Source organism: Dysgonomonas sp. Shenzhen-Wh21, from assembly GCF_043392705.1.
Classification (GTDB): domain Bacteria; phylum Bacteroidota; class Bacteroidia; order Bacteroidales; family Dysgonomonadaceae; genus Dysgonomonas.
In genome coordinates this window covers 1-26,336 of the sequence record NZ_JAIXHZ010000162.1, presented here as the reverse complement: position 1 = coordinate 26,336, position 26,336 = coordinate 1, and the positions used below count along the sequence as shown (strand labels likewise).

Below are 26,336 nucleotides of genomic sequence, written 5' to 3'. Positions count from 1 at the left end.
TAGAATAGTGTCACTTTTGTCACCTTTTGCTTTCAAAACACGACGTATACAACTATCAATAAACAGCTTAAACCTAAAATTAAAAAAGTGACATCTGTCACCTTTTTATAGAGAATTCATGTAATATGTTGTAGTATCTTCCTATATATCGGATGTTGGTGCAGTATATAATCGTTACCAATCAGAAAGAGCTGCTCACGTGCACGGGTAAGAGCAACATTGAGTTTACGATCTACTGTTCCCTCTCGGTTCATACTACAAAAGTTTTTGAGTTGGTAAGCTTTATTGAAACAGAAGGAAAGTATAATCACATCACGCTGGCTGCCTTGATAACGCTCTACGGTATCGATCATAATATCAGACAATTCGGCTATACCTGTTTCTTCGAACTTTTTTCTTATCAGGGCTATCTGATTTCGGTATGGAGTGATAATACCAAGTGTTCTTTGAGGGTCGAAAAGAAGATTATTAGCCTTGTAGATATCCAGTAAAGCGATTGACAAGGAGACAGCAATTTCGGCTTCGGCATCGTTCGTTTTATCGGATACACTTGCATCATCTATCTCTCTGACAGGGATAAAGCAAACCCGCTTGTTTGATATCATGGTCTGATATGGATCATTCGGATCAAAAGAAGGATAATTCAAGTCGGCTTGCTGCCTCTCGGTTGCGATCTTTAATATATTGTCATAGAAGTGAGCATTTACAAGACGTGCAATATCCTGATGCATACGTCCATGATATGTAAGTGTATCATAGGCATGCATCCATCCTTGTTTTTGGCAAATACGAAACAGCCGTTCGAAAAGAGATTCACGGCAATCGTAAAGCTCAATATCATTTAAAATGCTACTATCGACCTTCGATCGGGATTCATCTTGCAATGTTATAGTAGACAGCTGCTTGTGATCACCAATCATAATAAACTTATCAAACTGTGGAAGTAGCCCTATTATCTGAGATTCCAATATTTGTGAAGCCTCATCGATAATTGCCACATCAAAATGTTTCAGATCGAATAGTTCCGGCTTACCCATGATAGACGCTAATGTTCCTACAAATATCCGAGTTGAGGCGATTGCCTGTAAAAGGTCTTTGCGGTTTGTAGCTTTATATGAGATATTCTGCAACAGTCGGTGGCGATATGCCTCTCCGCATGATAGTTCCGAACCGATACGGATATATCGGTCGCACACAGAGTCATCTTCCGAGAAAGCCTCACAGATAGCAGCACACAGCTCATCTACAGCACGATTGGTATATGCCATAACAAGGATATTGCTATCTTCTTTTGCATAAAGACGCTCGATGAGTTGCCGTGCAAATATGGACGTCTTACCTGTACCGGGAGGTCCTACGATAAGGAAGTAATCATCAGCCGACAAGGCTTTGTTTATAACGCTTTTGCCCCTCTCCTCTTGAGTCAGTTCTTTGTCGGAACAGTTGTTCGCATAGATAGTGTGAGGCTCTTTAAGTCCGAGCAAGAGCTCCTTCTTATGGGTAGGTGCAGAGAGAAAGGCAAATAGGCTTTTATACATAGCATTGTACCCATGATCGAGCTTATCGTGCTCTACCGCCCAAAGCCTGTAACGAGAGAAGAAAGCTCTGTTTCGCTGCTTGTATCTAAAACGGAGGGTGACAGAATGAGATGATATTTCTACGACTGTGCCTTTTAGTATTTGGTTGGTGAGTACCGTATCTTCCTCATCTTGCTTCGGATATAAGATACAGATTTCTCCTACCCGAAAGTTTACACAATCTTGAGGTGCTAATCGATTGAATCGGATCACCATATCCCGACCACTGTCGTCTATATCTTCAATCTCGAGATCAGAGATCAGATCCAAAGCTTCTTTGCGTTCGGAGAAAGTTGTATTCCACAGGGCAGAGACACTCATTGCTGTATCAAAATTCTCATCTCCTGTTTTTTGCAAGTATAGCTCCCTTGCCACAAAGTTGATGTAGCGATAGGCGTATATCTTTTCTAATGCAGATGATTTAGTAAGAACGTCTTCCAGCTCTTTTAGCTTATCTATAAAGAACTGAGGTACTCTGCCATAATTATCTAAACTGAAGAGCTCTTTGAATATTTGTTCTACCGTTTGCACATCACCCGAATACAAGTCGTGTTCGGTAGCGACAATCAGATTGCGAGTATTGATAATCTCTTTCTCCAAGCGTTGGTATCTGGCAGCAAAGCGGATATTCTCTCCGGCATTGTCAGCACTCGAATATAAGATCGTAGGATAGATATGACGTGCATCTTTGTTAAATACACTTTGTATCATCAGCCGATAGATAGCTGTCTGCGTTTCGTGGTTCGAAGCGATCTTTGTTACATCTTCACGAGGATAAGGCGGCTTTCCCGACTTTAATTCTATGATACGGTCTGCACCATCCTCCTCATCGGAGAGTTGCAACAGGTCGAGCCGTCCTTGAAAACCGTATTTCTCGCAAAAGAAGGAAGGCTCTAAGGTACACAGGGTAGTATCAAAGCCATTTGCGGGCATATCGTTTATTATTACTCGCCGAATATTGTTAAACTGGCTTTCTGCTCTCGACATGAAGTTGCGAAAATCCTGATTATCCTTTATGTCTTGGCATGATGCATATTCGAAGGGCATCTGACGGAAAGATTTCAGAAACACATCTTCAAACTTCAGTGTTCGGGGATTTTCGGCATAGATAAGCTCATCGAGAAAGAAGTTTGCCAGATTTCCTAACAGTATATAATGAGAATTCGCATTCGGCTCAAACTTTCGGCGGAAGTAATGCAAGTGAGAATTACCATACGATTGAAAACACTCTGCCATTGCCGAAGCATCGATCAGATAGTCGGGCTCAAGTACAAATAAGGCAGGAATGTAACAGCCGTGTCCGTCCTTTTTTACATCTAGCAAATTTAGCTGAGCACCAACCCACAAGCGACAGATAGTAGGGTTGAATATTTCGTTAGCAGAAACATTGTATCTTACAGCTAATGTTTCTTGAGGTAAAGTCTCGGGTTGACAGATCAGCAACTCATTTTCTCTATCTATGTCCAGCACCTGCACACGCAGCCTATCCAGCGGTAAGGTTTTGTTATCCTCCTGTTCGGCTTCTTTGGGTATTTCGAGACTATGATCACCTTGTAAGAATCCGTAAAATAACTCTATGCTTTGTTTCGCATCGTCGTATTGCTTGGGCGTAATCAGATTATTTTCATCTCTTTGCAGAAAAGAACTTCTGATACGAATTGTATGTAACCGCCACTCTATACGCTTAGGCAAATCATACTTCTGAGAGATGAAGACCAGCCGAGAAAATAAAGAAGGAAACTGCAAAGATTCACCTTTAGTGATTTCCTTGCAGCTTCTTTCCAGTATCTGTTTGAGGCAGATATATTTATTTCTTAGCGATAGATTGGTTTGATCTATCTGTTGTATCTCGGAGAGATAATCGGATACAGATATTATCATTCCCGCAATCTTACATCAAGATAACTTTTAAGGGATATCTCTATCTTCGTACCATTAATAGGGATACCTGCCCTATTTGTAAGATATCCATCAACAATAACATTTATCCCCCCTTGATTATAGAATCTGCGCATAACGCTATTCATGAAATCATAAAATTCAGGATCTTTAGCGGTATCGAATACCATTACCTCATAGTCTTTCAACACATCTATCTTTGGCGAAAAAAGAAAAGGAGTCATACCTTCTACATCGATATACAAATCACGAATAACATCTCCATAACGCAAATCTCCGGTGATAACCAATTCGGTTCCTTGATATTCCATCCCAATTATAGAGCCATTTCCCAGACCGGGCAAATCATTGAAAGTATAACTACCTCCTCCATTACTGGAGAAAAATCCGGTTTTGTTAGTATATGATTGGAATTCACAATTGAGATTTGTCCTTGATATATAATCATCTGTTTCACACGATGAAAATCCGACTAAAACGAGGAGAGTGAATAAGATTACGCAAAGCTTGTTCATATAGTATTTCATAATTAAATAATTTAGTGACAAAGTTAAATAATTTTATCTTATATATATGACTATGAAAATGAGGTTTTGTAACATCGGGAATAATAGATATAGAAAACTTTTATAAGTGACTGCTTGTTATATATCAAAATAGAATATCTATCTTTGACAACGAAATCTTAGGGGTGCCTTAAAATAACGGGCTGAGATCACACCCATAAACCTGATCCGGGTAATGCCGGCGGAGGGATAGAGAAATATGCAATTGCGCACACGCATATCTTTAACATTCGGGAAATTATCTTATCAAAACCCCTTTTTTGTTTAACATCAGGACATATTTACGTATGTCTGGCAAAATTTATATTTTAAATGAAAAAGGTCTTTCTCTCTCTTTCCATAATATTGATAAATGGAATGGGGATTTTCGCACAACAAAAAGCAGATAGTTTGAAAGTTGTAAAACTAGATGAAGTTGTTGTGTCTGCAACACGTGTAGGTCAGGATGCTCCGGTAGCATACTCTAGCTTGACCGAAAAACAACTAAAAGGAGACAATGCCGCAAAAAACATTCCGGCTATAATGCAAACTCTTCCATCTGTAGTCTCGTATACAGAAGGAGGAACGGCTGTAGGCAACACATCGTTTCGCATCCGTGGAACTGATGCCAACCGTATTAATATCACCCTGAATGGGATGCCTCTGAATAATCCTGAAAGTCAGGAAGTATACTGGGTCAATTTGCCGGATCTGTCAAATTCATTGCAAAGTATGCAAGTGCAACGCGGAGTGGGAACATCTACCAACGGTGCGGCCTCTTTCGGGGCTAGTATTTCGATGCAAACGCTGGGAGGAAAACCCAAACCCTATGCCGACATATCTACAGCCTACGGACAATACAATACACTATTATTGTCGGGAGCAGCAGGTACAGGCATTATGAAAAGCGGATTGTCGTTAGACGCAAGATATTCTTACGTAAAGAGTGACGGGTATATCCGTAACGGAAAGGTAGACCATAAGAATATCTATGCCGCCCTATCTCACTACTCCGACAGGCAGCTGATACGGCTGATTTATATGAACGGAATACAGCATACCGGCATTACATGGGAAGGTATCGATCCGAGCATGCTGGCTATAAACAGGCGATACAACCCGGCAGGAGAATACAAAGACGACAATGGCAATACACGCTATTATGATAACGAGACGGATAACTACTATTCGAATATCGGACAGTTGATCTATACCCGTTATCTAACAAACGCATTGACATTGAATGTAAACTTGAGTTACAATCATGGTTATGGCTATTACGAAAATTACAAGACAGGGCGTAAATTTTCAGAATTCGGACTCGAAAATCAGACTGTAGATGGTACTACTTACAAGAAATCAGATCTTATACGTCGCAAACTGATGATGAATCATTTGTATGTAGGAGGGGTAAATCTGAAATGGGAAAAAGACAAGTTTGACTTCACCTTAGGTAGCATGTACAGCTATTATGATGGTACTCATTATGGAAGATTGCTTTGGGTAAAGTTCAACCAGAATATACCTGTTGGTTACGAATGGTATAGAAATGATGCCGATAAACAAGATATGAATGTTTTCCTGAAAACAGAATACAAACCGATGACCAACCTGTCGATATTTGCAGAAGTGCAAGAGCGCTATGTAGACTATCGCATGAAAGGTATCGACGATGATCTCACAAATCTGTCAAGCAAAAACTACTACAGTTTTATTAACCCAAAAGGGGGAATATCTTATCGCTTTGCGGATTATAACGAGATTTACGGATCGTTGGGTATATCCAACAGAGAACCTTTGCGGGCCGATCTTAAAGAATCTCTCAAAGAAGGAGGAATCCCTATCAAATCCGAAAGGTTGTATGACTATGAGCTGGGCTACAAATATGCTAATGCGACAATAGCTTTCAGTACCAATCTTTATTACATGAATTATAAAGACCAATTGGTGCAGACCGGAAAGTTGAACGACGTTGGTTATAAGTTGCAAGAAAATGTACCCGACAGCTATCGTACCGGGATAGAACTGGCATTGTCTTATACACCAAACTATTGGCTACAGCTAGCCGGAAACTTAACTCTGAGCCGTAACAAGATAAAGAATCATACTGTTTACTACGCTTACTATGATAATCAAACAGACTGGAATAGCTTAGGGCAGATCTCAGAAACATTCAAATCTATCGACATTTCATTTTCACCAAATACTGTGGGCAGCTTTACAGTTACATTCAAGCCATTCGAAAAAAAAGATATAAGCTTCTCTTTCATCAACAAGTACGTTGGCAGAATGTATTATGACAATACCTCAAACCCTGATAACCGTTTGTCAGACTATTTCATCACAGACTTTGCTGCATCATACACCTTGGATGCGAAGAAAGTAGGGAAATTTGACTTCCAGTTTTTTATAAATAATCTGACAAATGTAATGTATAATGCAAATGCATGGGTGGATACATATAAGTTTGCAGATGGAACAGAACAAGTTTATAAAGGGTTATTCCCTCAGGCAGGTGCTAACGTGATGGGCAAGATAAGATATCGGTTTTGATATATTTTGATTTACTTTGTGGGATGCAGTAAAACATCCCACAATTTTATATACAACAATGATTGAATATTTTATAGAGAACAATTGGGTCAGTATAGTAGGAGCAATTATCGGCCTTATTTTCCTTTACTTAGAATACAAAGCCAATGTATGGATGTGGGCTGCAAGTATCGTCATGGCAGCTTTTTATATCTATATATTCTATAGTACGCAGCTATATGCCAGCATGGGTATATACATTTATTTCTTCGGGGCATCTATATATGGCTGGCTGGTATGGATATTCCGCAACAGGAATACAGAAACAGGAGATGAGATCATCTCTCACGCCGCCAAACGTTACACCGTGCCTATAATAATCGGAGTAGCTCTTATAGCCATATTTATTTATGGTATCCTTGTTTCGTTTAGTGACAACAACATATATATCACGATCGGAGACTCTCTCACTACCTCCCTCAACATTGTAGCACTGTGGATGATCTCCCGAAAGTGGGTAGAACAATGGCTGTTGGTAATTCCCGCAAATTTAATTTCAAGCATTTTACTCTTTGCTCAACATGATATTATGTCGGGCTGTTTATTTTTTATCTTTTTCGTTGTCTCTATAATGGGATATTACAAGTGGAAAAGATTAGCATTAGCTTCGTGATATAGTCTTGTTATTGTCATAAAACAGAGATATGTAACACAAAAGATATAAAAAATGTTATCTTTGCATCAATGGTGATAACAGTTAGAGCAAACAATTCTACAAGATAATTACATGAAAATCTTCCAGGTTATTACGGTTTCTGAATATGGCGGCGCCCAGACTATAGTTGCAGACCTGGTAAAAAAATTCAGTTCTGAACACGAACTCTTTCTCTTATATGGAGGTAATGGCGAAGCCTGGAGTAATTTGGGGGATAATTTCACTCGCATTAAGCTAAACAATCATTGTAAAGAGGTTTCAATAAAAGATATAATGCTTTTATTGAAATTATTCTATTATCGCCTCAAGTACAAACCCGATGTTGTGCATCTGCACTCTTCCAAGATGGGAGCGATAGGGCGATTAGTCTTCGCTCGTAAAACAATTGTATATACTGTACATGGATTTGATTCGATAAGAACGGCTTTCCGAAAATTTTTGGTTATCGAAAAACTGTTGAAAAAGAAAGCATTCCGCATCATTGGAGTAAGTCAATACGATGTGGATATGATGAAGGAAGAAAATATCTATAAAAACGTAGAAAGAATATACAATGGCGTTGCTGATCACTATCTGACAAACAAAATTGAACAAGATACTCTGACTGAAAAATTAGAGAGTATAAAAAAAGATTATCCCAAAACAATCATGTGCATTTCACGAATATCGAAACAAAAGAAATTCGATTTATTCCTTGATATAGCACATGAAATGCCTCAATATGCCTTTGTGTGGATTGGTAACAAAGAGGAAATAGAGGGATTGCCGGCAAATGTATTTTGTTTGGGTGAAATGCATTCTGCTTTTACTTATTTGAGATACGCTGATGTTTTTATATTACCATCCAACTACGAGGGTTTGCCAATGTCGATACTTGAAGCTCTGGCATTCAAAGTTCCGGTAGTTGCATCTGCTGTAGGGGGTATTACAGAAGTATTGGACGGGAAGAATGGTTTTGCGGTAGAGAATAAAGCCTCTATCTTTGAAGAAAAAATACAATATATTTTATCTGACGAAAACATTCAGAAGAGTATGTCTGAGTGTGCAAGACAATCATATCTTGCAAATTTTACGATAGAGAAAATGGTAGACAGCTATGGCGCTGTCTTTAACACAATAGTAGCAAATAAAAAATGAGCCAACCTTTAGTCTCTGTATTAATACCCTGCTATAATGTAGAACGGTATGTGGAAGAATCGATCAACTCGATCCTAAACCAAACATACCGCAACCTAGAGATCATAGCCATAAACGACTGTTCTACAGACAGAACAGGGGGATTATTACAGGCAATGGCAGCGAAAGATTCTCGGATAAGTGTTTTCACCAATGAGAAGAATCTCAAGTTAATACAAACATTGAACAAAGGTATCTTGCTGTGCAAAGGCGATTATATAGCACGTATGGATGCTGACGATATCTCGTTGCCTACTCGCATCGAGAAGGAGGTCGCATTCTTGGAGAAACATACCGATCATGATATAGTAAGTACACAGTTTTACGCCTTCCGATCAGAAAATCCGAGTAAAAAAGATCTGAACCACAGCCCGACACACGATCGTGAGCTACGAGGATATATGCTTTTTCGGTCGGGAATATGCCATCCGGCGGTAATGATTCGTAAGAGGGTATTTAGCGAACTGGGATTAAAATTTGAACCGGAGTATTTACATGTCGAAGACTATGCATTGTGGTCTGAAGCTATGTACAAAACAAAGTTGGGAAATCTGAGTGAGCCTTTGTTGCTGTATCGTGTGCATAAGCAACAGGTATCTTCCTTGCACGAAGAACTGCAAACAGAGAACAAGAAGAAGGTGTTTAAAATCCATTGCAAACATTTGGACTTGCCTACCGATGATGACTTTATAAATATCTATACTTCTGTAGCAGAATGTGTTCCTTTACAATCATCTTTCGATTATCTTGACAAGTGTGAGGCATTTATGGTTTCCTTACTCAAACTGAATAAAGACAAAGACTTCTGTGACGAAAATTATCTGGTGAAGCTTCTTTCTCTTACATGGTTACGTCTGTGTGCAAATTCTCGTTTAGGCCTGAAAGTAATAAAGACGATGAAAGCCTCATCTTTGTACGATGAAAGAAATTATACATCAAGAGATTTGGCTATTTTTTATACAAAGTGTACTTTTAGACTCAGATATAAAAAGTCCCTTATTTACAAACTAGTATTTAGATAAAGTGTATGCCTAAATTGAAACAGGTATTACCAATGTTGGTTCCTTTATTGGTAACGTTCTATTATATTTATCCACAGGCTTTGGATGTACGAGGCTCATCTTTCATTTCTCTATCGGGTTTGATCGGACTAGCTATCTATGCCTATCATCGTTTCCCATTTCGGGAAGTTGTATATGTGATGGTTGCCACTTTTGCTTTATTTCTGATTTTTTACACTTCGGTATGGTACAATGGAGTAGATGACGAAGGATTTAGCTTCGACTATGTAAAGAGTAGGATTGCCTGGTTCTTTACAGCATATATTATTATGTTACTTATATTTAAGATACATAAAAAACCTACCCTCAATACAGTTCTCTTATACATCATCGGAGCCATCGCATTACAGTCTCTTTGCGCATTTTTGATGTACATAAGCGATCCTGTTAAAGAATTCCTCATATCTTTACAGATGGAAGGCGGAGAGTACACTGAAGAAATCATGGAGGAAGCCGAAGGGCAACGCCTGTTGGGATATGGCATCGGGTTCTTTGGGGCGGGAGCAATCAGTGGTATTGCCCTTATCTTACTTTCCTATCTCTTTATGAGAATGAAACTGACGACGAAAGAGTTTATTATACTGGCTACATTGTACGTATTCATTTTTTATATCGGTCTGTTTATGGCTCGTACAACGATTGTAGGTATGGCGGTGGGGTTTGCTCTTATTGCGGTATTATATTTGTGGGACAACAGGGCCGTGAAGAAACAAGCGAAAACTTTTTTCATAGCAGCAGCATTCCTCATGGTCGCCGGATATACTTTTGCGATGTTTTACTTTTCGAGCTTTGCTGACTGGGCTTTCGAATTATTTACAAACCTCTTTGTACACGGACGATTAGAAACGAATTCTTCCAGTGGATTATCTCAAATGTTTTTGATACCGACAAAATTCTCAGAACTGATTATAGGAGAAGGGACAGCTACGTTTTTTGGTACCGATGTGGGATATAGCCGACTTTTATTCTTCTCGGGAATAATAGGTACTCTGGGATTTTTCGTATATCAGCTATATATCATAAAACTCAGCTTAACAAAAGACTGGGGTGTTAATATGGTTGCCATATCGATGTTTGTATATACCTTGGCGCTGAATGTAAAAGGACTTATCGACTTAAATCTCATATTATACATCATATTCTTCTATTTTATGTTCTATAAATATTACGTATATATGCCTAAGCTATATACGAAGAGTAAAATAAAAATGAAGCAAAGAGGTATAAGCAAAGAGGTATAAGCAATAAGATATAAAGAAGCAGTAATAGCAAAAACAGAAAAATGAAAGAATGTATTATATTAGCCGGAGGGCTGGGCACCCGTTTACAATCAGTAGTAAGTGATGTTCCGAAATGCATGGCCGAAGTAGCCGAAAAACCATTTTTGAATTACTTGTTCGACTATGCAAAAAATCAGCAATTCGATCATCTGATTCTTTCATTGGGTTATAAATCGGAATTTGTACTACAGTGGCTCGATTGCAAGTCATTCCCTTCCAAGATATCCTATGTTGTAGAAGACTCACCCTTAGGAACAGGCGGGGCAATCAAGTTGGCATTCGACAAAGTGGAAACAGATAAAGCTTTTATCTTCAACGGAGATACCTTCTTTGATGTAGACACTACTCTGCTAACTGAGTTTCATAAAGAAAAGAATGCGATGATATCCTTAGCATTGAAACCTATGACAGATTTCGACCGTTATGGTTCTGTCGATCTGAATGAAGAAGGACGCATCATCCGCTTTAACGAGAAACAGCATTGTGCAAAGGGATTAATCAATGGAGGAGTATACGTAATAAACAAAAACCTGTTCTCAACACTTAGCCTCCCTGAAATATTTTCCTTCGAAAAAGATGTGATGGAAAAGCACATCAACGATATTCCATTCTACGGATGTGTGCAAGATGGTTATTTTATCGACATAGGGATTCCTTCCGACTTTGCGAAGGCGAACCAAGATTTTAAGAACTTGTAAAATTAAGATGGACAAACAAAATTTAGACAAATACAAGTATTTATTTCTTGATAGAGATGGCGTTATTAATGTAGAGCGCCCCAACGATTATGTCAAGAATATATCTGAATTTGTATTTATAGACAAAACTTTACAGGCTATCAAAATGTTATCTTCTAGATTCGAACGTATTTTCATTGTCACCAATCAGCGTGGAGTTGCCCGTGGTAAGATGAGCATATCCGACTTAGAAGAAGTGCATAGCTATATGCTATCTCAGATAGAAGCTTCGGGCGGACATATAGATCGAATATATTATTGTACCGATCTGACATCTGACTCTATAAATAGAAAACCCAACGTGGGAATGGCATTTAAAGCACTCGCTGATTTTCCCGAAACAGAGTTCGAAAAATCAATTATGGTAGGCAATAGCATGTCAGACATTGAATTCGGTAACAAACTGGGAATGTATACAATACTAGTCGGTGATAAATATCTCGAAGATCATAAAATATACAAGAACATTAACGCACATTACAAAAATCTATATAAGTTTGCAGATAGTCTGCTCAAGATATTTTAAAATATCAAGTCATGATAATAAGAAGTAAAGCCCCATTCCGATTAGGATTAGCAGGTGGAGGAACCGATGTATCTCCATACTCGGATTTGTATGGAGGATGCATATTGAATGCAACTATAAATCTGTATGCATTCGCAAATATTGAACCTCGCACCGACAGCAAAATTGTATTCCGTATTCCACAAACAAATGAGGAATATATTTTCGATTCTGCTCTAGAACTACCTATCGCCAACGATAAAGCCGACTTGATGAAAGGCATATACAACAGGGTAATTAAAGACTTTATAAAAAAGCCTTTATCTTTTACACTGACCTGCGCTCTCGAAGTTCCTTTTGGCTCGGGACTAGGAACGTCCTCTACCCTAGCCATTGCTATATTGGGTGCATATACCGAATGGCTCTCTTTGCCTTTGGGCGATTATGATCTGGCATATCTGGCATATCAGATAGAGCGGATAGACCTAAAGCAAGCGGGAGGAAAACAAGATCAGTATGCCGCAGCATTCGGAGGGTTTAACTTTATGGAATTCTATGCAGATGACAAAGTGATTGTAAACCCTCTACGCATTCGCAACGAAATAATCAATGAGCTATCTAACAACTTGTTGCTTTGCTACACCAACTCGAGTAGAAATTCGGGAGATATCATCGAAAAGCAACAAAAGAATGTTAAAGATCATCAAGAAAGGTCAATAGAAGCAATGCATCAGATAAAAAAACAGTCTTATGAAATAAAGGAAGCTATTCTGAAAAATAATCTGGACGAAATAGGAGATGTTTTACATCGGGGATGGACCTACAAACGAGACATGGCGGACGGAATTTCAACCCCACTATTCGAAGAACTATACAATACAGCCATATCCGCAGGAGCCACAGGAGGCAAAATATCGGGGGCCGGAGGTGGAGGATATGTGTTTTTCTATTGTCCGGGCAATACACGTTTTTCCGTAGCTAAAGCTTTACAAGGATTGGACGCGCAGATACAACCATACACCTTTACAAAAAAGGGATTAGAAACCTGGTATACTAAATAAAACTAGATGAAAGTAGCAATTCTGATACGTGTATACGATCGAGTTGAAGATTTGAAACATAATCTTCAGATCATATCTGATACATGGAAAGAAAATGATTATTATACAATTGTTGTCAGCAATGGCAAGAACAATGGTTATGAAATCACTCACGATTCGTTACCGCTCATCGACAAGCTCGTAATACTGGAGGAGAACGCAGGACACAGGCGAGGCAATTCGCAATTACTAATGGAAGGTATTAAATATATTCCATCAGACTGCAAATACACACTTATCCTCGAAGCTGACACATGGATGTATGGTGATCGTATTATCTCTAAATATACAAGCTTGCTTGACAAATCTGATTTTGCAGTTTGGGCCAGTGCCGACTGGTATGACAAATACTATGCCTTAGCGACAGATTTTGCAATTATCAAAACACAATATATTATAAAGAACCCGGGGATCTTTGATTTTGAACTTTTTCCCGAGTGCCATATCTCCAACTTCTTGAAGGATACAAATGCTGGTTATCTCTGGATAAAGGAAAATATGCCGGTGCATGTTCCCAGTTATGTGAAATACAAATACCCTTATATACCAAACATCAAAGAGGGACGTTTTTATGTCTTTCCCAAATCAAAAACAGTTACGCATCATATTGAGTATCTGAAAGGTGGGATGGAGCAAAAAAAACGCTATTTTAATATCATTGCCGACTACAATTATTTCACAGATATAAAAAGTAGTAACAAAAGCTGGAACAGGTTCAAAATGAAATTTTGGATTGGATTGAGTAAATTATTAGTGAAGAGAAGTTGGTATAGTGGCAAAACCTATAAAGATATAGAACAGCAGAATACTTAATATATGATATTCTCTACATACAGTTTTGTATTTATTTATCTACCGCTAGTACTCTTGCTATACTTCGGGATGGCACGTTATGTAAGCCGCAGATTTCAGCAAATATTCTTGATCGTAGCATCACTGATATTTTATGGAGCTATATTTTTTCAGGGATTCGGACATCTCTGGTATATCGCATTGATTATGTCTTCCGTGATAGTCAACTATTCTGTTGCAACCGGCGTGCAGAATATAGCGAAGCCTCCTACACGTAAAATAGTATTTACCATAGGTGTTATATTCAATGTTGTGCTTTTAGGCTATTATAAATATTCCAATTTCTTTTTAGACAATATAAACCATATTTTCGGAACGGAATTTATACTCAAACAGATTATAATACCCTTAGGTATAAGCTTTTTTACATTTCAGCAAATAGTATTTCTGATAAATATATGGAAAAAAGAAAAACGTGTTCCGAATTTTATAGATTACACACAGTTTGTCATCTTTTACCCGTATGTCGTGATGGGACCTATTGTTTTCCTAAAGGATACACTACCCCAGTATCTGGATGAAAAAAATCGCTTTTTCAATACAAAGAACTTCTCAGCCGGACTTTTCATCTTTGTGATCGGTCTTTTCAAGAAAGCAGTAATAGCCGATACGCTCGACAATTTTGTATTTTACTCATACCTATCGCCCGAAAAGCTTGGTTTTGCAACCTCGTGGCTAAGCGCCCTGTCTTATTCGTTTCAGATATATTTCGACTTTAGCGGATATTCCGATATGGCAATAGGATTGGCCAAGATGATGAATATCAACCTTCCGGTCAACTTCTATTCTCCGTACAAATCTGTGAGTATAACTGAGTTTTGGAAGCGGTGGCACATCACATTAGGTCGGTCTCTGGCCGTACTTATATATTATCCGCTGGGAGGAAATCGCAAAGGTATTGCACGTACATGCATCAATCTGTTTGCCGTATTTTTTGTCAGTGGTATTTGGCATGGGGCAGCTTGGACTTTCGTCGTATGGGGCATTGCACACGGAGTAGTACGCATATTTGAAAAGTTATTCATGAAGTATCTGGAGAAGATACCCAACCTCATACGGATATTCTTCACATTTATGTTTGTAAATGCAGCATGGGTACTATTCCGTTCGCCGACATTCGACATAGCGCTGACCATTCTTAAAAATATGTTCGTTCCTGAGAGTTTCAGCTTTAGTGGTATAGCCCACATGGCTTACAACACCAGTATAACATATCCCGACTCTATGGCTGTGATATATGTATTGGCTATCCTGTCTATTTTGACTACATTGGTGTTTTTATATCCTAAGAACAGTATAGATAAGTACAATGAATTCAAACCAACGGTAAAAAATGCGATGGTTATTGCCTTGCTGTTCACGGTATCGGTAATTCACTTTTCGAGGGTAGGTGCGTTTATTTATTTCAACTTCTAGCCTATGAATAAGAAAGAAAATAAAAACTCATTCAAAAAATTCCTTAGCGTATTTGCAATAGCTTCTATTGTAATGCTGCTAGGCGTGGGCTGTCTTACTTATATTGTTGATCCATTTTTCCAGTTCAGAGTCAATGAAGATGGACGCTATTTTCTGAGTCCATGGCTGCAAAATGGAGGACTCGCACGCAACTACGACTATAATACTGTTGTACTTGGATCATCGATGGTGCAGAATTATGATATATCTATTCTCAAAAAGAATAATCCTTCTGTTAAGCCTGTTAAGCTATCAAGCGGAGGAATGAACAACGAAGAAATGAAATATCTATACTCGTTAGTCAAAAAAGATAGCGTAAGATCTTTCATTATAAACTTTGACATTCCGCAGTTTAATCTCGGCTTTGAAGAAGTCCGTTATCCGCGATTCCTATACGAAGACAAACCTATCAATAAGCTACAATATCTATATGGATATGAAGCATGCATACGCTTCTTACCCATCGACCTGATACTACCTCTATATCTGAAAAGTAAGGAACAGATACCCGTAGAGTATATGATGAAAACAGAAATAGATCAAATAGGGAACAACAGTTATTTGAACTATTACAATGCCGATCATGTAAAGAATCTTTACTTAAGTGGACAAACAGTATCAATACAGCGACTGGATGGAATGAAGGAACGCATGCACAGTAAACTTGCTTCATTACTGGAAAATATAGCTATAGGCGATCATAAAGATATTCAGTATACAATTGTTTTGTCTCCATACTCGGCTCTATACTGGTATCATACCAAAGAAAGTGGGTATTACGACCAGTTCATCGATTTCATATATCACCTGCAACAGTCTTTAAAGGCATACAACAATGCCCGAGTGATGTTCTTTTTCAACATGAATGAAATTACCGATCTGAATAACTATTCGGACGTTACACACTTCTCTCCGGCATTGACAGACAAAGTACTCGAAAATATTTATAATCCGGAATATGAACTTAACTCATCCAATATCGATGATAAGATACACCAACTGGATAGTTTAGTGAATATATTTGTAGAACAAAATAAAGATTGGTTACCTAAAAATTGACATAATATGTTTGTAGTTAACGGAAGATACTTGACACAAAAAGCAACAGGCGTACATCGATATGCTTTCGAGATATGTAACAAACTTCATGAAATGGGTGTCGATTTTCATGTAGCTGTACCGAATGAAATCCATCCGGATTATAAGTTCAGTTTCAAGGTGGTGAAATGTGGTTCGTTCAACACACATCTCTGGGAGCAGATATCCCTACCCCGCTATCTGAAGCGTATTGACAGCCCATTACTGATAAGCTTTACAGGCTGTGGCCCACTAAATTATAGCAATCAAATCATGACCATCCACGACGTATCGCATGAGCGTTACCCCGAATGGTTCTCTAAAAATTATTACCGCTTCTATCATTACATGATGCCTCGCATCGGTAAAAAAGCACATGCAGTATTTACCGTAAGTGAATTTTCGAAGAAAGAAATAGTGGATACTCTGGGTATAAATGCCGAAAAGATACATGTAGTACATAGCAACGTACCGTTTCATAATAAGCCAAGTAAGGAGGAAGTATTGAGTTTCACACGCAATCCCGAAGCGGAGAAATATATTCTGGCAGTATCATCGATGGATCCCCGCAAAAACTTTATACGACTTGTAGAAGCTTTTGACAAAATAAAAGACAAGTCGGTGAAACTATATATTATAGGTATGTCGTTCAAAGCATTCAATACGCCTGATCTGCAAAAGCTGATCGGGGAAAATGTCCATCTTCCGGGCTATATACCCGATGAGAAATTACAGACCATGTATCAGAATGCTTTATTATCTGTATACCCCTCGCTATACGAAGGTTTTGGCTTGCCGCCACTAGAATCGATGACATACGGCTGTCCGGCTATCAATTCAGATATACCTGCCTTACGCGAGGTTAGCCAAGATGCGGCATTATACGTAGATCCTTACAATGTAGACGATATTACTCAAAAGATAGAACAGTTGCTGGTTGATGAGCCGCTACGAAAAGAATTACAAGAAAAGGGCTTGCAACAAATAAAAAAATATTCGTGGGACAAGTCAGCCAAGCAAGTTTACGAGTTGGCTCAATTATTTATGTAAATTTTTGATTTGACTCTCTGATTTTATCCTTTACTATTTGTACCAGAGATACAACAAGAAGAATAAGAGAGGCAGCAAAACAAGCGAATCCAAGTACTTTATCCGAATCAAAATTTAGAATGCCTACTGATGTTAATAATAAAGCAGTAGGAATCAATGCGTATGACATTGTAAAAGGCCTGGAAGTTTTCATTATTGGTATTATTTGTGCTTATTTACTTATTAGATGCATAAAAAGCCAGAAAGATGCAAAAATACAGATTATTTAAACAAATTTAACAAGAATTACATCTCGTAAATTATGCTATAGTCTCCAAACAGGTCATTATTATTATAAATAAAACAAATTACGAAAGAAATAGTTCACCTGTGGATCGGGCATTCAAGACATTCGCAAATAAAATTATTCTACAATAAGCTACCATGCCATTCTTTTATCCGCTTTTTTAGAATGTTATCAATACTAAAAACATACCGACAAGAGCCAGACAAAAGAAAATTCAGAGATTTTGGTTCTTTCTATAAAAAGACTATATTTATAAGAACAGAGTGTATCTATAGCTTTATGCTATATCAACCTTAAATACGTATAATATAGGTCAATAAATAAAATCGGATATGTTCATATAGTAATTACAGATTTTGCTTTTTGATTAAAAAGCTCTTGCTTTTACTTTGAAAATACCTTTATTTAACCTACTTTTGCAGGGTAATAGAAAAAAGCGATTACGCATGTTTTTTTTCTATCATAGTCAACGATCAATACATCTAAAATTAACTATTCTAAATAACTAAAAACAGATTTGATTTATGAGTTGGTTACTTAAATCTTCTATTGGCAAGAAGTTGATCATGAGTATCTCAGGTATCGCTCTTGTCTTATTCTTGCTGTTTCACGCGGCGATGAATGTAACGGCGGTGTTTTCGGAAGAGGCCTACAACACCATTTGTGCCCTTCTTGGTGCTAACTGGTATGCTGTGGCAGGTACTGCCGTCTTAGGAGGCCTCGTTGCAGTTCACTTCATTTATGCACTTATCTTAACCCTACAAAATCGCAAAGCTCGCGGTAATGATCGTTATGCAGTAAATGTACGCCCTAAAAACGTGCAATGGGCATCTCAGAACATGTTTGTTTTGGGAGTAATCGTAATTGGATTCCTAGTACTACATTTCAGCCAGTTCTGGTATAAAATGATGTTTGCCGAACTAATGGGACATCATCATGTAGAATTAGGCGATACTACAGTATCTCCACAAGATGGAGCTGCTTTCATCAAATACTATTTCAGCCAAGCATGGGTTGTTGTAGCATATTTGGTATGGTATGTAGCATTATGGTTTCACCTATCTCACGGATTTTGGAGTGCTGTTCATACCATCGGATGGAACAATCGCGTATGGATGAATCGCTGGAAAGTAATTGGACAAGTAGTTGCTACTATTATTTGTCTTGCGTTTGCATTTGTAACTATTTACTTCTACGCAAGAGCTACTTTTTGCCCATTTGTTTAGGCACTGATTATTTTTGTTAATTGATTAAAAGAAAAACAGATATGAGTACTATACTAGATCCAAAAAAAGATTCAAAAATACCTGATGGGCCATTAGCAGACAAGTGGACCAACTATAAAGACCACCAGAAACTGGTGAACCCTGCTAACAAACGTCGCCTTGACGTTATTATCGTGGGTACAGGTCTTGCAGGAGCTTCAGCAGCAGCATCACTTGGTGAGATGGGCTTCAATGTACTGAACTTCTGTATCCAAGACTCTCCTCGCCGTGCACACTCTATCGCAGCACAGGGAGGTATAAATGCAGCAAAAAATTATCAAAACGACGGCGACTCTGTATACCGTCTATTCTATGATACAATCAAAGGTGGTGACTACCGTGCTCGCGAGGCGAATGTATATCGTCTTGCTGAAGTATCGAATAGCATCATCGACCAATGCGTAGCCCAGGGAGTTCCTTTTGCTCGCGAATACGGCGGCTTACTTGACAACCGTTCATTCGGTGGAGCTCAGGTATCTCGTACTTTTTATGCTAAAGGACAAACCGGACAGCAATTGTTATTAGGTGCATACTCGGCTCTAAGCCGTCAGGTGCAAAAGGGAAGCGTGAAGCTTTATACCCGCTACGAAATGGTCGACGTTGTTATGATCGATGGCCGTGCACGTGGTATTATTGCACGCAACCTTGTAACAGGTAAACTAGAACGTTTTGCGGCACATGCTGTAGTAATAGCAACAGGTGGATACGGAAATGCATTTTTCCTTTCTACCAACGCAATGGGTTCTAACGGATCGGCAGCTATCCAAGCATACAAAAAGGGAGCATACTTCGCAAATCCTTGTTATGCTCAAATTCACCCAACATGTATTCCTGTTCATGGAGAGTTCCAATCGAAATTGACATTGATGTCAGAATCTCTTCGTAATGACGGACGTATATGGGTGCCTAAGAAAAAAGAAGATGCCGAAGCAATCCGTACAGGCAAATTGAAACCTACTCAGATTGCAGAAGAAGACAGAGACTATTATTTGGAAAGACGTTATCCTGCTTTCGGTAACCTTGTACCACGCGACGTTGCATCTCGTGCAGCAAAAGAAAGATGTGATGCAGGATATGGAGTAGGATCTACAGGTCTTGCCGTATATCTTGACTTTAGCGATGCTATCAAACGTCTTGGCCGCAACGTAGTTGAAGCTAAATACGGTAACTTGTTCCAGATGTATGACAAAATCGTTGACGAAAACCCATACGAAACACCGATGATGATTTATCCGGCTATCCACTATACAATGGGTGGTATCTGGGTTGATTATGAATTGATGACTTCTATCAAAGGGTTGTTTGCACTGGGAGAAGCTAACTTCTCTGATCACGGAGCAAACCGTCTTGGTGCATCAGCATTGATGCAGGGACTAGCCGATGGTTATTTCGTATTACCATATACTATTCAGAATTATCTTGCCGATCAGATTACTGTACCTCGTTTCAGCACAGACCTTCCTGAATTTGCGGAAGTAGAAAATGAAATCAAAGAGAAGATAGCTAAACTTATGGCTATAAAAGGAAAACGTTCTGTTGACTCTATTCACAAGCAATTGGGTCTTATCATGTGGGATTTTGTAGGTATGGCACGTACAAAAGAATCTCTTGAGAAAGCAATCGAAGAACTGAAAGCTGTCAAAAAAGAATTCTGGTCGAATGTTCTTATACCGGGCGAAGCCAATGACCTGAATACAGAGTTGGAAAAAGCTCTACGCTTGGCAGACTTCATCGAAATCGGTTTATTAATGGCTTATGACGGATTGAATCGTAACGAATCGTGTGGTGGTCACTTCCGTGAAGAATACCAAACTCCTGAAGGGGAAGCGATGCGCGACGATGAAAATTACTCTTATGTTGCATGTTGGAAATATCAGGGCGAAGATTCAGCTCCTGAGCTTGTAAAAGAGCCACTAGACTATGAGTTTATAGTAAGACAACAACGTAATTACAAGGCATAAAATAAACGACAATGGAAAAACTAATAAATATAACATTAAAAGTTTGGCGTCAAAGAGGCCCACAAGTAAAAGGGGCTTTTGAGACATATTCACTTGATGGTATTTCAGTAGACAGTTCATTTCTTGAGATGCTTGATATTCTGAATGAAACCCTTATAAACCAAGGAAAAGAGCCGGTAGTATTTGACCACGACTGTCGTGAAGGTATTTGCGGTATGTGTAGTCTTTACGTAAACGGACATCCACACGGACCGGATGAAGACATTACAACTTGCCAGTTGCACATGCGTAAATTTAAAGATGGCGAAACTATCACTATCGAGCCATGGCGTTCGGCAGGATTCCCTGTTATTCGCGACTTGATGGTAGATCGTAATGCTTTCGATAAAATCATTCAAGCTGGTGGATATGTAAGTGTAAATACCGGAGGTATACCTGATGCTAATGCTATTCCTATCCCTAAAGTAGATGCTGATGAAGCAATGGATTCGGCTTCTTGTATCGGATGTGGAGCTTGTGTTGCTGCTTGTAAGAACGGTTCGGCTATGCTTTTCCTTTCGGCGAAAGTGAGCCAGTTGGCACTTCTTCCTCAAGGACGTGTAGAAGGAGCTCGCCGTGCTAAAGCAATGGTGGCTAAAATGGACGAACTAGGATTCGGAAACTGTACCAATACAGGTGCATGTGAAGTAGAATGTCCTAAGAACATTTCTATTAGCAATATTGCTCGTCTTAACCGCGAATTCTTATCAGCTAAATTTAAAGACTAATAATCTTTATAAATATATGGAAAGCGACTGCCTCATGGTAGTCGCTTTTTTTGTAATATTGTATGATATAAGTACAAAAAATTATTGTCATCTTTTTGTCATCCTGACAAAGGAAGAATCTCATTACAATAAATAGACAGGATGTTTCGTCACCTCAGATAAGAATATAAAAAGATTCAAATAATATTTACTTATTTATTAAATAGTTGATAAAAATAATGACGGCTTTGTTATCTTACAAGAAACTCTGTGTTACTCTTTTTACTCTGTGGTTAAAAAAGATGGAGAAGAGCGAATGCGATAATAGCTCCTTGTTATACATTAAAGTAAATATAACAAAGAATAAATTATACGACATAGCAGTAAATGGAGAAGCATAAAATTATATCTTTATAATAAAAAAATATGTCTCTAAAATATGCAGTAATAGGAACGGGAGCTATAGGCGGATATTATGGCTGAAGCTTAGCTCACTCTGGAAATGAAGTTCACTTTTTGCTTCATTCAGATTATGACTATGTAAAGAAACATGGGCTAAAGGTTGATTCCATTAACGGAAACTTTCATTTATCGGATGTTCCAGCTTATAGCAATACGAAAGACATGCCTGCATGTGATGTTGTTTTGGTTGCGTTGAAATCAACAAACAATAACCTCTTAGAAGAGCTACTCCCTCCCCTCTTACATCAAGACACAATAGTAATATTGATACAAAATGGATTGGGACTGGAAGCTGATCTACAAGAAACTTTTCCTGAATTACAAATTGCAGGAGGTTTGGCTTTTATTTGCTCCAGTAAGATAGGAAATGGTCATATAGCCCATTTTGACTATGGAAAACTCAATTTGGGATCTTACTCTTGTAGAGATTCAAGAGTATTGGAACAGGTATGTTCCGACTTCATACAAGCAAGAATAGAATCAAATATTCTGGAGCTTGAGTTAGCACGGTGGATGAAACTGGTTTGGAACATCCCGTATAATGGCATGACCGTTGTCTTAAATACAGAAACAGATATTCTGGTGGATCATCCGTCAACTGCACAGCTATTGAAAGAGATGATGCTCGACGTGATACGTGGTGCTAATCACGTAGGAAAGAGAAAATTTACCATACCAGAATCTTATGCGGATGAGATGCTGGTTATGACGCAACAAATGAGACCGTATTCACCAAGTATGAAACTTGATTTTGATGCTCATCGTCCTTTAGAAATCGACTATATCTATACACGACCGATAATAGAGGCACAGAAAGCAGGATACGAGATGACCCGGGTTTCTATGCTGGAAAAACAATTGAGGTTTATTCAGGATCAATATATAAAAAAATAAGCGGAAACTAAGTTTCCGCTTATTTTTCATGTTTTATATTTTATCTACGGATTTATCAAGAATAACACAGCACGGTTTTTATCATTTTCGAGCTGGAACGGCTGTAATCCATCACCTTTCCAGTTCACAGATATCCTATTCTTGGCAATACCATATTTTGTTTCCAAAGCTTTTGCCACCTCATTAGAACGTTGTTCTGACAGCTTCATATTTATTTTAGCAGTACCTGTTTTCTTATCTGCATATCCTGTTACAACAACAGTCGAACCGGGATGCTCGTTCAGATAATCCACAGCCAACTCAACCTTAGACCATTCGGATGCATCTATCACATATTTATTTATACGGAAAAAGACAGGATTAGGCAAAAAGAAAGGATCTTTTTTCACAGGTGCTACAACCGGGTCGGGATTTTTGATAGGTCTGGTCTCCGCCTCTATCGGAGGAGCATCTTTTACTGGTGCGCACAGTGATGGTATACTGTCAGGACAACCAAAATACTTTCTCCTATTGGTGGCAGCATTCGACAATACTACAGTTTGTCCCGGAGTATCTCCCCTCAATATTGTTACACGATCATCACTGATTAATTGTACAGCCGGATCATTCGACGTAGATGTGGTAGTTGCATTTTGAGCTTTTACAGGGAATACAAATAGCCCTAAAAGCATAAATGACAGTAGAAGTCTTAGTTTCATAATGATATACTTGGTGTTAAGGTAAATACCTATTTTGTTTGTATTAATTTACAAATTTAATATATTTCTTATACTATAGGAAATATTTTAAGAAAAGATTTATGAAATGTAAAAAATGAGATAAATACCCTCTCTTTTTTGAATAAAATGCTTGATATTAATTCTTTATTCCGGAATACTGTAAGCACCGACATACGACTTTCATTATCTTTGTAACTTAGTTCTTACTTATGGAGAAAAAGATTATAATTGAAATAAAAGGAGCGACTCCTCGCATTGATAGTTTAAGATTTAATCATCCCGTAAACTGGACGATTAAAGAAAACGAACACTGGGCGGTTATTGGTCCAAATGGCGGAGGAAAAACGCTCTTGGTAGATATATTGTTGGGGAAATATGCACTTAAAGAAGGTGAGATTGTTTGCACTAGCGAATCCGGGACAAATCGATCTGTATCATCTGTCGTAAAAAGTGTTGCCTTTAGGGATATATACAGCATTATTGATACACAGAACAGCTATTACCAACAACGGTGGAATAAGGGAGATGAGCAAGAAGTACCTCTAACAAAAGATTTGGTACAGAATGCCGATCAAACGTGGTTGAATACATTGGTAGAGTGGTTCAGGATAGAAGATCTGATGAATAAAGAGGTTAATCTTCTATCGAGTGGTGAGCTTCGTAAATTTTTGATTGTGCGCTCTCTTTTATCGAGACCTCGTATTTTGATACTCGACAACCCGTTTATCGGACTCGATACGTCATCCCGAAAAGTTTTGAATGATCTGCTCACCCGTTTATCCGAACTCGATAATCTACAGATTGTATTGATCTTATCCAACCCCAACGATATACCGGATATGGTTACCCATATTCTGCCGATAAAAGACAAACAGATATACGAACCGATGTCTCGCATGGCTTTTAAGGAAGATAAAGAGTTTGTAACTTCATTATTCCCCTCTGTCGGTATCGAAGGACTGGAGACACTCAAGCAAACATCTAATGACGGAGAGATCAAGGCTTATGAGAATGCCGCTATTCTAAAAAACATTCATATCCGATACGGACAACGAACAATATTAAAAGATCTGAATTGGGAAATCAAACGAGGAGAAAAGTGGGCTCTGCTTGGAGCCAATGGGGCGGGCAAATCAACCTTATTGAGCTTGATATGCGGTGATAATCCTCAAGCCTATGCGAATAACATAACGTTATTTGACCGTAAAAGGGGTACAGGAGAAAGCATCTGGGATATAAAAAAGCGGATTGGATACATATCTCCCGAGATGCATCTTTATTATCTAAAGAATGTGAGATGTCTCGATGTTGTCGGGTCAGGCTTTTTCGACACTATCGGTTTATACAGAAAATGCGACACAGGACAAGAGGTTGTGGCTCTAGAATGGATGAAGCTTTTCAGAGTGGAACATCTCAAAGATGTATCTTTTCTGAACGTGTCTTCTGGCGAGCAACGCCTGATATTGTTAGCCCGGGTGTTCGTAAAAAATCCCGATCTCCTTATACTCGACGAACCGCTGCATGGATTGGATATTATTAACAAAAGAAGAGTAAAAGAAATTCTTGAAAGGTATTGTGATTCAAACAAGTCGCTAATCTATGTCACTCATTATGAAAACGAAATCCCGAGCATAGTGGACAAGCGGAAAGTTTTGATAAAAAATGAATGAAAGTTATAAAGTAATTCTACTTTCCTATCCCTGCATTTATTTTGCAGAAATGTTGTAAAAAATTATTATTTTTGAAGCAGAAATAAATAAGCATAAATTAAAATGATATTCCGTTTTTTACTTTTATCAGATGAAGTTGAAGACTTCAAGCGTGAGATTCAAATAGATGCAGATAATACTTTTCTTGATCTGCATCAGGCAATTATTAAGTCGGTAGATTATAAAGACGGTGAGATGACTTCATTCTTTATCTGCTCTGACGACTGGGAAAAAGAACAAGAAATCACCCTTGTGGAAATGGATACAAGTTCGGACGAAGATTCGTATACAATGGAAGAATCTATCCTGAACGATTTTTTGGAAGATGAAAGACAAAAATTGATGTACGTATTTGATTATATGACAGAACGTGCATTCTTTATGGAACTACGAGAAATCATTACTGGAAAAAACCTCGAGCAAGCCGTATGCACTAAATCCACAGGAAACCCTCCTACTCAGTTTGTTGACTTCGAAACAATTGCTGCAAGTTCTACATCGTTGGATACGGGTGAGACTTTCTATGGCGACGAAGGATACGACATGGACGAACTGGATGCCGAAGGCTTTGACGGATTAGACGATGTTCAGTTGCCTAGCGACGAAGAATATTAATGAAACGCCTGATAGTACTGCTTGGCCCCACAGGAGTGGGGAAAACAGCACTAAGTCTGAACTTGGCTGAGCACTATCAGGCGTTTCATTAATATTCTTCGTCGCTAGGCAACTGAAC

At 38.5% G+C, this 26,336-nt stretch carries 21 protein-coding genes, 1 pseudogene and 1 riboswitch; of the genes and pseudogenes, 18 read left to right on the top strand and 4 right to left on the bottom strand.

Features of this window, described 5'->3' with window-relative positions:
- Positions 1–116: 116 nt before the first annotated feature.
- Complete coding sequence (locus tag LDB17_RS11725) at positions 117–3,458, bottom strand: AAA domain-containing protein (RefSeq protein ID WP_252636970.1); 3,342 nt, start codon at positions 3,456–3,458, stop codon at positions 117–119.
- Positions 3,455–4,003, bottom strand: coding sequence for a hypothetical protein (locus tag LDB17_RS11720; RefSeq protein ID WP_252636971.1), 549 nt, complete (start codon positions 4,001–4,003; stop codon positions 3,455–3,457). The genes LDB17_RS11725 and LDB17_RS11720 overlap by 4 nt, the downstream gene beginning before the upstream one ends.
- A gap of 150 nt (positions 4,004–4,153) precedes the next feature.
- Positions 4,154–4,249: riboswitch (TPP riboswitch) on the top strand.
- Between the two features lie 105 nt (positions 4,250–4,354).
- Between LDB17_RS11720 and LDB17_RS11715 the strand changes: the two genes are divergently transcribed.
- The 12 genes from LDB17_RS11715 (at position 4,355) to LDB17_RS11660 (ending at position 17,561) form a co-directional block, all read left to right on the top strand.
- Complete coding sequence (locus tag LDB17_RS11715; protein WP_252636972.1) at positions 4,355–6,574, top strand: TonB-dependent receptor; 2,220 nt, start codon at positions 4,355–4,357, stop codon at positions 6,572–6,574.
- Between the two features lie 58 nt (positions 6,575–6,632).
- Positions 6,633–7,226 (top strand): nicotinamide riboside transporter PnuC, encoded by a 594-nt coding sequence (gene pnuC / locus LDB17_RS11710; RefSeq protein ID WP_252636973.1) that lies wholly within the window; start codon positions 6,633–6,635, stop codon positions 7,224–7,226.
- A 114-nt stretch (positions 7,227–7,340) separates the two neighbouring features.
- Positions 7,341–8,405: a glycosyltransferase gene (locus tag LDB17_RS11705; protein WP_252636974.1), complete on the top strand. Its 1,065-nt coding sequence runs from the start codon at positions 7,341–7,343 to the stop codon at positions 8,403–8,405.
- On the top strand, positions 8,402–9,466 hold the full coding sequence (locus tag LDB17_RS11700; RefSeq protein WP_252636975.1) for a glycosyltransferase family 2 protein: 1,065 nt from the start codon (positions 8,402–8,404) through the stop codon (positions 9,464–9,466). The genes LDB17_RS11705 and LDB17_RS11700 overlap by 4 nt, the downstream gene beginning before the upstream one ends.
- Positions 9,467–9,471: 5 nt before the next feature.
- Positions 9,472–10,746: a hypothetical protein gene (locus tag LDB17_RS11695; RefSeq protein ID WP_252636978.1), complete on the top strand. Its 1,275-nt coding sequence runs from the start codon at positions 9,472–9,474 to the stop codon at positions 10,744–10,746.
- Positions 10,747–10,787: 41 nt separating this feature from the next.
- Positions 10,788–11,483 carry a nucleotidyltransferase family protein gene (locus tag LDB17_RS11690; protein WP_252636979.1) on the top strand — a complete coding sequence of 232 codons (696 nt, stop codon included), beginning with the start codon at positions 10,788–10,790 and terminating at the stop codon, positions 11,481–11,483.
- Positions 11,484–11,490: 7 nt separating this feature from the next.
- On the top strand, positions 11,491–12,048 hold the full coding sequence (locus tag LDB17_RS11685; RefSeq protein WP_252636981.1) for an HAD-IIIA family hydrolase: 558 nt from the start codon (positions 11,491–11,493) through the stop codon (positions 12,046–12,048).
- Positions 12,049–12,059: 11 nt separating this feature from the next.
- Positions 12,060–13,088 carry a dehydrogenase gene (locus LDB17_RS11680; RefSeq protein WP_252636983.1) on the top strand — a complete coding sequence of 343 codons (1,029 nt, stop codon included), beginning with the start codon at positions 12,060–12,062 and terminating at the stop codon, positions 13,086–13,088.
- 6 nt (positions 13,089–13,094) lie between these two features.
- Entirely contained in the window at positions 13,095–13,940 is an 846-nt protein-coding gene (locus LDB17_RS11675; RefSeq protein ID WP_252636984.1) for a hypothetical protein, read from the top strand.
- 3 nt (positions 13,941–13,943) lie between these two features.
- Entirely contained in the window at positions 13,944–15,395 is a 1,452-nt protein-coding gene (locus tag LDB17_RS11670) for an MBOAT family protein (RefSeq protein WP_252636986.1), read from the top strand.
- Between the two features lie 3 nt (positions 15,396–15,398).
- Complete coding sequence (locus LDB17_RS11665) at positions 15,399–16,493, top strand: hypothetical protein (protein WP_252636988.1); 1,095 nt, start codon at positions 15,399–15,401, stop codon at positions 16,491–16,493.
- A gap of 6 nt (positions 16,494–16,499) precedes the next feature.
- Positions 16,500–17,561, top strand: coding sequence for a glycosyltransferase family 1 protein (locus tag LDB17_RS11660; RefSeq protein ID WP_252636989.1), 1,062 nt, complete (start codon positions 16,500–16,502; stop codon positions 17,559–17,561).
- Here the strand turns inward: LDB17_RS11660 and LDB17_RS11655 are convergent.
- On the bottom strand, positions 17,554–17,754 hold the full coding sequence (locus LDB17_RS11655) for a hypothetical protein (RefSeq protein WP_006843210.1): 201 nt from the start codon (positions 17,752–17,754) through the stop codon (positions 17,554–17,556). The genes LDB17_RS11660 and LDB17_RS11655 overlap by 8 nt on opposite strands.
- Before the next feature lie 617 nt (positions 17,755–18,371).
- Between LDB17_RS11655 and LDB17_RS11650 the strand changes: the two genes are divergently transcribed.
- The 4 genes and pseudogenes from LDB17_RS11650 to LDB17_RS11635 form a co-directional block, all read left to right on the top strand.
- Positions 18,372–19,073 (top strand): succinate dehydrogenase cytochrome b subunit, encoded by a 702-nt coding sequence (locus LDB17_RS11650; protein ID WP_252636991.1) that lies wholly within the window; start codon positions 18,372–18,374, stop codon positions 19,071–19,073.
- Positions 19,074–19,114: 41 nt separating this feature from the next.
- A complete protein-coding gene (locus tag LDB17_RS11645; RefSeq protein ID WP_252636993.1) occupies positions 19,115–21,073 on the top strand; it encodes a fumarate reductase/succinate dehydrogenase flavoprotein subunit in 1,959 nt (652 codons plus the stop codon).
- 11 nt (positions 21,074–21,084) lie between these two features.
- Positions 21,085–21,840 carry a succinate dehydrogenase/fumarate reductase iron-sulfur subunit gene (locus LDB17_RS11640; protein ID WP_252636994.1) on the top strand — a complete coding sequence of 252 codons (756 nt, stop codon included), beginning with the start codon at positions 21,085–21,087 and terminating at the stop codon, positions 21,838–21,840.
- Between the two features lie 477 nt (positions 21,841–22,317).
- Positions 22,318–23,175, top strand: a pseudogene (locus tag LDB17_RS11635) (2-dehydropantoate 2-reductase); the annotation flags it as partial.
- A gap of 44 nt (positions 23,176–23,219) precedes the next feature.
- Here the strand turns inward: LDB17_RS11635 and LDB17_RS11630 are convergent.
- Positions 23,220–23,873, bottom strand: coding sequence for an OmpA family protein (locus LDB17_RS11630; RefSeq protein WP_252636996.1), 654 nt, complete (start codon positions 23,871–23,873; stop codon positions 23,220–23,222).
- A 230-nt stretch (positions 23,874–24,103) separates the two neighbouring features.
- On the opposite strand from LDB17_RS11630, the gene LDB17_RS11625 reads away from it, so the two are divergent.
- Positions 24,104–25,564 carry an ATP-binding cassette domain-containing protein gene (locus LDB17_RS11625; protein WP_252636997.1) on the top strand — a complete coding sequence of 487 codons (1,461 nt, stop codon included), beginning with the start codon at positions 24,104–24,106 and terminating at the stop codon, positions 25,562–25,564.
- 102 nt (positions 25,565–25,666) lie between these two features.
- The gene (locus tag LDB17_RS11620) at positions 25,667–26,218 is read left to right on the top strand and encodes a plasmid pRiA4b ORF-3 family protein (protein ID WP_252636998.1); all 552 of its coding nucleotides are present in this window, start codon (positions 25,667–25,669) and stop codon (positions 26,216–26,218) included.
- Positions 26,219–26,336 lie beyond the last annotated feature (118 nt).

Coding starts and splice junctions, on each gene's coding strand:
- LDB17_RS11680 (WP_252636983.1), top strand. CDS start 12,060: ATGATAATAAGAAGTAAAGCCCCATTCCGATTAGGATTAGCAGGTGGA.
- LDB17_RS11725 (WP_252636970.1), bottom strand. CDS start 3,458: ATGATAATATCTGTATCCGATTATCTCTCCGAGATACAACAGATAGAT.
- LDB17_RS11620 (WP_252636998.1), top strand. CDS start 25,667: ATGATATTCCGTTTTTTACTTTTATCAGATGAAGTTGAAGACTTCAAG.
- LDB17_RS11655 (WP_006843210.1), bottom strand. CDS start 17,754: ATGAAAACTTCCAGGCCTTTTACAATGTCATACGCATTGATTCCTACT.
- LDB17_RS11670 (WP_252636986.1), top strand. CDS start 13,944: ATGATATTCTCTACATACAGTTTTGTATTTATTTATCTACCGCTAGTA.
- LDB17_RS11630 (WP_252636996.1), bottom strand. CDS start 23,873: ATGAAACTAAGACTTCTACTGTCATTTATGCTTTTAGGGCTATTTGTA.
- LDB17_RS11715 (WP_252636972.1), top strand. CDS start 4,355: ATGAAAAAGGTCTTTCTCTCTCTTTCCATAATATTGATAAATGGAATG.
- LDB17_RS11690 (WP_252636979.1), top strand. CDS start 10,788: ATGAAAGAATGTATTATATTAGCCGGAGGGCTGGGCACCCGTTTACAA.
- LDB17_RS11645 (WP_252636993.1), top strand. CDS start 19,115: ATGAGTACTATACTAGATCCAAAAAAAGATTCAAAAATACCTGATGGG.
- pnuC (WP_252636973.1), top strand. CDS start 6,633: ATGATTGAATATTTTATAGAGAACAATTGGGTCAGTATAGTAGGAGCA.
- LDB17_RS11705 (WP_252636974.1), top strand. CDS start 7,341: ATGAAAATCTTCCAGGTTATTACGGTTTCTGAATATGGCGGCGCCCAG.
- LDB17_RS11675 (WP_252636984.1), top strand. CDS start 13,095: ATGAAAGTAGCAATTCTGATACGTGTATACGATCGAGTTGAAGATTTG.
- LDB17_RS11660 (WP_252636989.1), top strand. CDS start 16,500: ATGTTTGTAGTTAACGGAAGATACTTGACACAAAAAGCAACAGGCGTA.
- LDB17_RS11650 (WP_252636991.1), top strand. CDS start 18,372: ATGAGTTGGTTACTTAAATCTTCTATTGGCAAGAAGTTGATCATGAGT.
- LDB17_RS11665 (WP_252636988.1), top strand. CDS start 15,399: ATGAATAAGAAAGAAAATAAAAACTCATTCAAAAAATTCCTTAGCGTA.
- LDB17_RS11720 (WP_252636971.1), bottom strand. CDS start 4,003: ATGAAATACTATATGAACAAGCTTTGCGTAATCTTATTCACTCTCCTC.
- LDB17_RS11700 (WP_252636975.1), top strand. CDS start 8,402: ATGAGCCAACCTTTAGTCTCTGTATTAATACCCTGCTATAATGTAGAA.
- LDB17_RS11640 (WP_252636994.1), top strand. CDS start 21,085: ATGGAAAAACTAATAAATATAACATTAAAAGTTTGGCGTCAAAGAGGC.
- LDB17_RS11685 (WP_252636981.1), top strand. CDS start 11,491: ATGGACAAACAAAATTTAGACAAATACAAGTATTTATTTCTTGATAGA.
- LDB17_RS11625 (WP_252636997.1), top strand. CDS start 24,104: ATGGAGAAAAAGATTATAATTGAAATAAAAGGAGCGACTCCTCGCATT.
- LDB17_RS11695 (WP_252636978.1), top strand. CDS start 9,472: ATGCCTAAATTGAAACAGGTATTACCAATGTTGGTTCCTTTATTGGTA.